This window comes from Pseudomonas fluorescens (assembly GCF_000968015.1).
In the GTDB taxonomy this organism is placed as follows: domain Bacteria; phylum Pseudomonadota; class Gammaproteobacteria; order Pseudomonadales; family Pseudomonadaceae; genus Aquipseudomonas; species Aquipseudomonas fluorescens_W.
This window is the reverse complement of the sequence record NZ_LACH01000111.1, coordinates 1-8,976: the sequence shown is the minus strand read 5'-3', so window position 1 is coordinate 8,976 and position 8,976 is coordinate 1. Positions and strand designations below refer to the sequence as shown.

At 60.2% G+C, this 8,976-nt stretch carries 9 protein-coding genes and 1 pseudogene; 6 read left to right on the top strand and 4 right to left on the bottom strand.

Translation table 11 applies throughout. The features are described from left to right. Positions 1-39 precede the first annotated feature (39 nt). Positions 40-948 carry a LysR substrate-binding domain-containing protein gene (locus VD17_RS30770; RefSeq protein ID WP_046057126.1) on the bottom strand — a complete coding sequence of 303 codons (909 nt, stop codon included), beginning with the start codon at positions 946-948 and terminating at the stop codon, positions 40-42. 104 nt (positions 949-1,052) lie between these two features. Between VD17_RS30770 and VD17_RS30765 the strand changes: the two genes are divergently transcribed. The 6 genes from VD17_RS30765 to VD17_RS30740 all read left to right on the top strand — a co-directional run bounded on the left by VD17_RS30765 (position 1,053) and on the right by VD17_RS30740 (position 6,032). Next, positions 1,053-1,919, top strand: a complete 867-nt coding sequence (locus VD17_RS30765) for a pirin family protein (RefSeq protein ID WP_046057125.1) — start codon at positions 1,053-1,055, stop codon at positions 1,917-1,919. A gap of 93 nt (positions 1,920-2,012) precedes the next feature. Then, entirely contained in the window at positions 2,013-2,696 is a 684-nt protein-coding gene (locus VD17_RS30760) for an isochorismatase family protein (RefSeq protein WP_046057124.1), read from the top strand. A 56-nt stretch (positions 2,697-2,752) separates the two neighbouring features. Next, positions 2,753-3,379: an isochorismate family cysteine hydrolase YcaC gene (gene ycaC, locus VD17_RS30755; RefSeq protein ID WP_033061120.1), complete on the top strand. Its 627-nt coding sequence runs from the start codon at positions 2,753-2,755 to the stop codon at positions 3,377-3,379. Between the two features lie 190 nt (positions 3,380-3,569). Next, positions 3,570-5,012 (top strand): mechanosensitive ion channel family protein, encoded by a 1,443-nt coding sequence (locus VD17_RS30750; RefSeq protein ID WP_046057123.1) that lies wholly within the window; start codon positions 3,570-3,572, stop codon positions 5,010-5,012. An 88-nt stretch (positions 5,013-5,100) separates the two neighbouring features. Continuing rightward, positions 5,101-5,310: a hypothetical protein gene (locus VD17_RS30745; RefSeq protein WP_185753267.1), complete on the top strand. Its 210-nt coding sequence runs from the start codon at positions 5,101-5,103 to the stop codon at positions 5,308-5,310. A gap of 281 nt (positions 5,311-5,591) precedes the next feature. Further along, the gene (locus VD17_RS30740; protein WP_046057121.1) at positions 5,592-6,032 is read left to right on the top strand and encodes a carboxymuconolactone decarboxylase family protein; all 441 of its coding nucleotides are present in this window, start codon (positions 5,592-5,594) and stop codon (positions 6,030-6,032) included. Between the two features lie 21 nt (positions 6,033-6,053). On the opposite strand, the gene VD17_RS30735 is transcribed toward VD17_RS30740, so the two are convergent. The 3 genes and pseudogenes from VD17_RS30735 to VD17_RS32500 all read right to left on the bottom strand — a co-directional run. Further along, entirely contained in the window at positions 6,054-7,646 is a 1,593-nt protein-coding gene (locus VD17_RS30735; protein ID WP_046057120.1) for a DHA2 family efflux MFS transporter permease subunit, read from the bottom strand. Further along, positions 7,643-8,764: an HlyD family secretion protein gene (locus tag VD17_RS30730; RefSeq protein WP_046057119.1), complete on the bottom strand. Its 1,122-nt coding sequence runs from the start codon at positions 8,762-8,764 to the stop codon at positions 7,643-7,645. The genes VD17_RS30735 and VD17_RS30730 overlap by 4 nt, the downstream gene beginning before the upstream one ends. Beyond that, positions 8,742-8,976 (bottom strand): annotated as a pseudogene (locus VD17_RS32500) (hypothetical protein); the annotation flags it as partial. The gene VD17_RS30730 and the pseudogene VD17_RS32500, both read right to left, overlap by 23 nt.

The window sequence follows — 8,976 nt, the reverse complement described above, 5'->3', positions numbered from 1 at the left end:
CAGGCTTCGCCAGCGGCTACATGGAGTGTGTACGGGCTTCTAAGCAATATCGCTGTGGCTGAATTCCTCGCCCAGAAAGTCGATCAATGCGCGCACCGACGGCAGCAGCCCACGGCGAGAAGGGAAGATGGCATGCACGATCCCGCATTTGGGTGCCCAGCCCGGCACCAGTTCCACCAGACGGCCCGAAGCAATGTCATCACGCACCACCACGCTGGGCAGGTGAGCGATGCCGATCCCGGCCACCACGGCATGACGCAACGCCAACAGGTCATCGGTGACCATTCGTGGCGCATGCCGGATCACCGCGCTGGCGCCGTCCGCCCCAAACAATTCCCACTGATATTCACGCTGCGCCGCGCCCCAATGCAGGCTCGGCAACCCGCTGAGGTCGGCCGGGGAGGCCGGTGATGAAAGGCGCGGCACGAAGGCCGGACTGCCCACCAGGCACTGGGTGCTGTTGCCCAGCACCTTCATCACCATGTCGGTGTTTTCCAGTGGCGGAAAGCGCACCCGCAGGGCGATGTCGAACCCCTCGTGGATCAGGTCGACCCGGCGGTTGGTGCTCTCGATGAACAACTCCACCAGCGGGTACTTGAGCATGTAGCGGGTCAGCATCGGCCCGACCCAGGAGTTGAGCAGCGCGGTCGGGCAACTGATGCGCACCAGGCCTTGGGGTTCGGAGCGGTTGCGTTCGATCAGTTCGGCAGCGCTTTCCGCTTCCACGCGCATCGCCAGGCAGCGCTGGTAATAGGCCTGGCCGATTTCCGTCAGTGAACAATGCCGGCTGGTGCGGTGCAGCAGGCGTACGCCGAGGCGCTCTTCGAGCTCGGCAATGCGCCGGCTGAGCTTGGATTTAGGCATGTCCAACGCCCGGCCGGCCGGGGCGAAACCGTGGTGTTCCACCACTTGGGTGAAGTAGTAAAGGGTGTTGAGGTCTTCCACCATCGTTCTCCGTATAGAACGCTAAGGCTGATTTTTGCAGTCTAGTGCATCAAAGGGTTCAGTTTTAAGCTTTGTCCATCGCGTCACACACCAGATTCGGAGGCGGAATGAAAAACATCATCGGTATCTACACCAGCCCACGGACCCATTGGGTCGGCGACGGTTTTCCGGTTCGCACGCTGTTTTCCTACGACAACCTGGGCAAGCACATCAGCCCGTTTTTGCTGCTCGATCACGCCGGTCCCGCTGAATTCACCCCGACCACCGAGCGTCGTGGCGTTGGTCAGCATCCACACCGCGGTTTCGAAACCGTGACTATCGTTTATAAGGGCGAACTGGAGCACCGCGACTCCACCGGCAGCGGCGGCAAGATCGGCCCTGGCGACGTGCAATGGATGACCGCAGCTTCCGGGATTCTCCACGAAGAATTCCACTCCGAAGGTTTCGCCAAAACCGGCGGCACCCTGGAAATGGTGCAGCTGTGGGTCAACCTGCCGGCCAAGGACAAAATGGCCGACGCCGGTTACCAGACGATTCTCGATGGCGACATCCCGAGCATCGCGCTCAAGGACCAGGCTGGCAGCCTGCGCTTGATCGCCGGTGAGTTCGACGGCCACACCGGCCCCGCGCGTACGTTTACCCCGATTGACGTCTGGGACCTGCGCCTCAACGGCGGCAAGTTGCTGACCCTGGACCTGCACGAAGGTCGTAACACGGCATTGGTAGTGTTGCGTGGCACGGTTCAGGTCAACGGTGTGGAACTGGTGCGCGAAGGGCAGTTGGCGTTGTTCGAACGCAAAGGCCAGCAGCTCAGCCTGGAAGCCAATAACGATGCCGTCGTGTTGCTGCTCAGTGGCGAGCCGATCGACGAACCGATCGTCGGTCACGGTCCGTTCGTGATGAACAGTGAGCAAGAGATTCACCAGGCTTTCGCCGACTTCCAGTCCGGTCGGTTCGGCCAGATGCACGGTTAACCCGTACAGGTTCAACAACCCGCTCTACACAGGATGCGTAGGCCGGTTCCCGGGCCAGGGATGGCTGTTGCCTGAATGAAAGAGGAAACGCACATGAATACCGTCAACGCGGCCAACTTCAATGGCCAGAAACCGACTATCGATCCCAACGACAGCGCGATGCTGTTGATCGACCACCAGAGCGGATTGTTCCAGATCGTCAAGGACATGGACGTGCCGCAACTGCGCGCCAACGCCATTGCCCTGGCCAAAGCCGCGACCCTGCTGAAGATGCCGGTGATCACCACCGCCTCCGTCCCGCAAGGGCCGAACGGGCCGTTGATTCCGGAGATTCACGAGGCAGCACCGCATGCTCAATACGTGGCACGCAAAGGTGAAATCAACGCCTGGGACAATGCTGAGTTTCACGCGGCAGTAAAAGCGACCGGCAAGAAAACCCTGGTGATCGCCGGCACCCTGACCAGCGTTTGCCTGGCGTTCCCGTCCATCGCGGCGGTGCATGAAGGCTACAAAGTGTTTGCGGTGGTCGACGCTTCCGGCAACCACTCGAAACTGGCCACTGATCTGACAATTGCCCGATTGACGCAAGCCGGGGTGGTGCCAATCGACATCATGGCTACGCTCTCTGAGCTGCAAGGCTCGTGGAACCGTCCGGACGCCGAGCAGTGGGCGGCCGTCTACGCCCAGGCCATGCCGCATTATCAATTGCTGATCGAGAGCTATCTCAAGGCTCAGCAAGTGGCGAACGAACACGAAGTGCTGGACTCCCAGCGCTAACCGGGTACCCCACGCCGACTTCCACTCGGCATCGATAAAAAGCGAGGATTACTCCCATGACTACCTCTTACAAACGTCTCGACAAGGATAACGCCGCCGTTCTGTTGGTTGATCACCAGGCGGGTCTGCTTTCTCTGGTGCGCGACATCGAGCCGGACCGTTTCAAGAACAACGTGTTGGCCCTGGCTGACCTGGCCAAGTACTTCAAGTTGCCGACCATTCTCACCACCAGTTTCGAAACCGGCCCCAACGGCCCGCTGGTCCCCGAGCTCAAGGCGTTGTTCCCGGACGCGCCGTACATTGCCCGTCCTGGCCAGATCAATGCCTGGGACAACGAAGACTTCGTCAAGGCGATCAAGGCGACCGGCAAGAAACAACTGATCATCGCCGGCGTGGTAACCGAAGTGTGCGTGGCGTTCCCGGCGCTGTCGGCACTGGCTGAAGGCTTCGAGGTGTTCGTGGTTACTGACGCTTCCGGCACCTTCAACGAGCTGACCCGTCAATCGGCCTGGGACCGCATGTCGGCCTCCGGGGCACAGTTGATGACCTGGTTCGGCCTGGCCTGTGAGCTGCATCGCGACTGGCGCAACGACGTGGAAGGCTTGGGCACCTTGTTCTCCAACCACATCCCGGACTACCGCAACCTGTTTACCAGCTACAACGCGCTGACCAACAGCAAGTAATCCCTGACGACATAGATCCCCTGTGGGAGCGAGCTTGCTCGCGATTGCGGTATGCCAGCCACCATCAATGGTGACTGGCATGGCCTCATCGCGAGCAGGCTCGCTCCCACATTGGTTTTGCATCAAACACTCCTACAATGTGGCCAATGTGTGCGATCTTCCGTTCATTGGCCTTCGCTGGAGTTGCTTGATGCTGTCACTGCTTACCGATCACCCATTGATCTGCGCGATGGCTTTGATCCTTATTGATCTTGGGCTGTGGCGCCTGCTCAGTGCCAATGGCAGCAACTGGAAAATGCTCGTGCGGCTGGTGATTTTTTCGTTGTTCAGTGTCCTGCTGTTCAACGAAGGCCTGAATCCCATGGAAACGGCGCCCTGGGTCGACAACGTCCCGCTGCACCTGGCGGCCACCGGATTGCAGATCGGCTGGTGGCTGTTCGGTGCGCGCACCCTGACGGTGCTGATCGGCGCGGTGATGATGCAACGGGTCGGGCACACCGGGCGCTTGCTCCAGGATTTGCTCGGCGCGGTGATTTTCCTGATCGCGATCATCGCGGCTCTGGCGTATGTCCTCGATCTGCCGGTCAAAGGCGTGCTGGCGACCTCCGGCGCGTTGGCGATCATCGTCGGCCTGGCCTTGCAAAGTACCCTCAGCGACGTGTTCTCCGGGATCGTGCTGAACACCACCAAGCCCTATCAACTGGATGACTGGATCTCGATCGATGGCACCGAAGGTCGGGTCATCGATATCGACTGGCGCGCGACGCGCCTGCAAACGGCCCAAGGCAGCATGGCGGTGATCCCCAACTCCCTGGCGGCCAAGGCCAAGATCATTAACTTCAGCCGGCCCAGTGACATTTTCGGCGTATCCATCAGCCTGCAACTGAGCCCGCACGCGCGTCCGCAGACGGTGATCGACGCGCTGGAGCGGGCGATGCAGGGCTGTCGTTATCTGCTGAACAAACCGGCGCCGTGTGTCGCGTTGAAAGGTTCCAGCGCCACCGGCGTGGAATACGAAATCAGTGGTTTCGTGGTCTCCATGGACCAGAAACGCATGGTCCGTAATCTGCTGTTCGACCTGGCATTCCGGCACTTGAAGGCCAGCGGCGTCAACTTGTTGTCGAGCGTCGAATCGAACGCACCTGCCAACCTGTCGCGGCCACGGGCATTGCTGGACGCGTCGAATATTTTCTCGACCCTGCGTCAGGAAGAGAAAGACACCTTCACCCAGAACATGACCCTGCAAAACTTCCGCGCCGGTGAAATGATCCTGCCGGCGGGGGAGGTCAGCGATCATTTGTTCATCATCGAATCAGGTGTGGTGTCGGTGGAGCTGAGCCGTGGCGGGGTTAAGTTCGAAACCGGGCGCATGGGGCCGGGTGAGGTGATCGGCGAGGGTGGGATTTTGTCCGATACGGCGCTACCGGCGGACTTCAGCGCCAAGACGTTCTGCAGCTTGTACCGGATCGAGAAGGAGTACCTCAAACCGTGTCTGGATGCGCGGCATGACATCGGCGAAGCGATGAAGGCGTTACTGGATTTCCGTTTGAACAAGGCTCAGACGTTGACTCAGGAAGCGCCTAGGGTTGTGCAGAAGAAGGGATTTTTGCAGTGGCTGCGCAATCGAGCGTAGGGGCTTGAAGGTCATGGGCGCGGGTGCAATCGAGCGAGTCGGCAGCAGGCGCCTGGCGAACAAGCTGTGCGCCGACCAGGGTACGGTCATGACTGTTCCAGTGCTCGAACGGCGCATGTTGCCAAACCATGCCGACGGGGCCAGCGATCAACAGCAAGGCCAGACAAGCCAGGGTTTGTCGACGTGTCAGCGGTTTTTTGTGCGCCGACCGCTGCGCTGCGATCCGGGCGCGGCGATGTCGATGAATCTGGGCGAGCAGAAAGGCTTCGCGCGCCTGTTCCGGCATTTCCCACAATAAGGATTCCAGCTGCCAACGCGATTCGGAGTTCGGCGAAGTAGCCGGTGGAAAAGGCATTTCGGATGAGGACGACATGGGCAGGAGGTACTCGGTTCCGGCGTCCTGGCCGCGTTATCAGGAATGAATCGCATTCTAGTGGTGTCGGTGCGGTGATGGCAATTACCCATCTAGATTATTTTCAAGCCCGCCCATTGGCATCCTCATCTTCCCAATAATTGGCTATTTGCTGCAGGTCAGTGCGGGATTAACGTAGCTCCACATCACTTTGACTGGAGCCCACCATGCAACCGCGTATTGATTTCTACACTGCTTCCCCGGATGCACTCAAAGCCATGATCGCGCTGGAAACCGCTGTTTCGAAGCTGCCTCTGGAAAAATCCCTGATTGAACTGGTCAAGCTGCGCGCCTCCCAGATCAATGGCTGCGCTTTCTGCGTCGACATGCACACCGCCGATGCCCGCAAGGGTGGCGAAACCGAGCGTCGGTTGTATGGGGTGTCGGTCTGGCGTGAAACGCCGTTCTTCACACCCCGCGAACGTGCGGCGCTGGCCTGGACTGAATCCTTGACCCTGCTGAGCCAGACTCATGCGCCGGATGAAGACTACGAACTGGCCACGGCCCAGTTCACCCCTAAGGAAATGGTCGACCTGACCGTGGCGATTTCCACCATCAACAGCTGGAACCGCCTGGCGGTAGGTTTCCGCAAAATGCCTCAGGCCTGATTTTTTGGAGCAAGCCGAGGCTCAATGAGCATCCGCACTCGGCGCGGCCGGTGGTTGCACCTTGCGCATCAAGGGCACCATCGCCGTGGCAATGATGAAGCACACCATGATCATCAGGAACGCATCGCCGTAGGTTTGCGTCTGCGCTTCGCGGTAGGTCAGCAGCCATAGCTGATGCAGGCTGGCGGTGACACCCGCGTCGCCGCTTTGGCCAAGGGCGGCGAAGTTGTTGCCAACCTGGGACAGCCACTGATTCAGTGCTTCATTGGTGCTGTTGAGGTTTTCCGCCAACCGGGTGAAGTGCAGGTTGGTGCGGTCATTCAGAATGGTCGCGCACGCGGCGATGCCGATGGCGCCACCCAGGTTTCGCATCAGATTGAACAACCCCGAAGCATGTTTGAGCCGCGCCGGTGCCAGACCACCCAAGGTCAACGTCACCGCTGGTGGTACCGCCAGTTGCTGGGCAATCCCGCGCAGCGCTTGCGGTAGCATCAACTCTTTAGCCCCCCAGTCATGGGTGATCGGGCTGAAATCCCACATCGACAACGCGAAAAGTCCAAGGCCGGTCATCATGATCCAGCGCAGATCGATGCGGTTGGCCAGGAAGGCGTACAGCGGAATCGCCATGATCTGGAACACCCCGGTGGAGAAAACCGCCAGACCAATGTCCAGTGCGCCATAGCCACGCACCCGGCCGAGAAACAGCGGCGTCAGGTAAATGGTGGCGAACAGGCCGATCCCGGTGACGAACGAAAAGAAGCAGCCAAGGGCGAAGTTACGGTCTTTCAAGGCGCGTAAATCGACGATGGGGTTGGCGACGTGCAGGGTTCTACCGATGAACGCCAGGCCGGCCAGTCCGCTGATCCATGCCGTGGTCAGAATCGTGCTGTCGCTGAACCAGTTCCAGCGCGGGCCTTCTTCGAGGGTGTATTCCAGGCAGCCGAGAAACAGCGCCATGAACACCATGCTCAAGTAGTCGGCACCTTTGAGCAGGGACAATTCCGGCTGATCGATTTTCACCAGCATCGGCACCGCCACCGCGACGAAAATCCCCGGCACCAGGTTGATGTAGAACAGCCAGTGCCAGGAGGACACATCGGTGATCCAGCCGCCGATTACCGGCCCCAGAGTCGGGGCCAAAGAGGCCACCGCGCCAATGGTTGCAGCCGCGATCACCCGTTGTTTGCCGGTGAAGAAAAAGAACGCCGTGGTGAACACCAGCGGGATCATCGAACCACCGAGAAACCCTTGCAGGGCGCGGAAGGCGATCATGCTCTGAATGTTCCAGGCCGCGCCGCAGAGCAGGCTGGCCAAGGTGAAACCCACTGCTGATACGCAGAACAGCCAACGCGTCGAGAACACTCGGGACAGCCAGCCAGACAGCGGAATCACGATGATTTCGGCGATCAGGTAACTGGTTTGCACCCACGCCGTTTCGTCGGTGCCGGCCGAGAGCCCGCCGCCAATGTCACGCAACGACGCCGAGACGATCTGGATGTCCAGCAGCGCAATGAACATGCCGATGCACATGGTGGCGAAGGCGAACACCTTGGTCGCCGTTGCCATGTCGGCGGCATTGAACGGTTGCGCGGGGACGGCGAGGGCGCGGCTCATGGTGCGCTGGCCACGGCCGGGGTTGCAGGTTCCTTGCGAGTGTCCACTTCAGCGGTGACCGACAGGCCTGGACGCAGATGGCCGAGCACGCCATCTGCCGGATCAAGCACGATGCGCACCGGTACCCGCTGGACGATTTTGGTGAAGTTGCCGGTGGCGTTTTCCGGCGGCAGCACGCTGAACTGCGAGCCACTGGCCGGCGCGAGGCTGTCCAGATGACCGTGGAATTCCTGCCCCGAGAGCACGTCGGCATGAATGATCACCCGTTGCCCCGGCGTCATCCTCGCCAGTTGATCTTCCTTGAAGTTGGCATCGACCCACAGCCCGCTGGCCGGTACCACCGACAGCAGTTGCGAACCGGCCTGGGCATAGGCGCCGACCCGCGCCCGGCGATTGCCGATCACACCGTCTACCGGGGCTTTCAGTTCGGTGTAACCCACGTTCAATTGCGCCAAATCACGTTCGGCACGGGCCTGCATCAGTGCGGCGCGGGCTTGCTGTTTCTGGGTTTCGATCACATTCAACTGACGTTGTGCGGCGAGCAATTCAGCTTGGGCCCGGGCGCTGAGGGCTTGGGCGGTCTTGAAGGTGGCGTTGGCGCGTTGGGCGCTTTCCACCGAGACGGCATTGCTGCCGACCAGTTTTTTGTAGCGAGCATCGTCATCCCGTGAGCGGGCGGTTTCGGCACCGGCGGCATCGATCCCGGCTCGGGCCTGGCCGATCACTGCGTGTTGCAATTGTTCGGTGGCATCGAGGTTGGCGAGCAGCGCTTCTTCGGCGGCCACCGCACCTTCGGCCTTGGCCAGGTTGGCGCGGTAATCGCGGGAGTCGAGGCGAATCAGCACATCGCCGGCTTTCACCTTCTGGTTATCGGTGACCAAGACTTCTTCGATGTACCCAGCGACTTTCGGCCCGATCACCGTCACATCGCCGCCGATGTAGGCGTCGTCGGTCTCTTCAATGAAACGGCCGGCGGTCCACCAGTGAGTCGCGTACAGCCCGGCGAATACCAGGGCAGCGATGACCGCAGCGAGCAAGATCAACCGTTTGAGCAGGGGAGGCTTGGGTGTGCTCACCGGGACAGCAAGGTCGGGTTCAAGGCTGGGCATGGTGGTCATGGAGAAATACCTGTGGGAAACGGGTCTTTATTACGAATGTAATATGACGCAGGTAATATTTTGTGGCAAATGATTTTTGGTGCCGGTCGTCAGGTGCTTGGTTGAGGAGATGTTGTGCCCACCGAAGATCCCCTGTGGGAGCGAGCTTGCTCGCGATAGCGGTCTGACAGTCGACGTCAATGTTGAATGTGAAACTGCCATCGCGAGCAAGC

Bases quoted from the DNA above. Each gene is read 5' to 3' on its own strand.
- VD17_RS30770 (WP_046057126.1), bottom strand. From the start codon at position 948: ATGGTGGAAGACCTCAACACCCTTTACTACTTCACCCAAGTGGTGGAA.
- VD17_RS30765 (WP_046057125.1), top strand. From the start codon at position 1,053: ATGAAAAACATCATCGGTATCTACACCAGCCCACGGACCCATTGGGTC.
- VD17_RS30760 (WP_046057124.1), top strand. From the start codon at position 2,013: ATGAATACCGTCAACGCGGCCAACTTCAATGGCCAGAAACCGACTATC.
- ycaC (WP_033061120.1), top strand. From the start codon at position 2,753: ATGACTACCTCTTACAAACGTCTCGACAAGGATAACGCCGCCGTTCTG.
- VD17_RS30750 (WP_046057123.1), top strand. From the start codon at position 3,570: ATGCTGTCACTGCTTACCGATCACCCATTGATCTGCGCGATGGCTTTG.
- VD17_RS30745 (WP_185753267.1), top strand. From the start codon at position 5,101: ATGACTGTTCCAGTGCTCGAACGGCGCATGTTGCCAAACCATGCCGAC.
- VD17_RS30740 (WP_046057121.1), top strand. From the start codon at position 5,592: ATGCAACCGCGTATTGATTTCTACACTGCTTCCCCGGATGCACTCAAA.
- VD17_RS30735 (WP_046057120.1), bottom strand. From the start codon at position 7,646: ATGAGCCGCGCCCTCGCCGTCCCCGCGCAACCGTTCAATGCCGCCGAC.
- VD17_RS30730 (WP_046057119.1), bottom strand. From the start codon at position 8,764: ATGACCACCATGCCCAGCCTTGAACCCGACCTTGCTGTCCCGGTGAGC.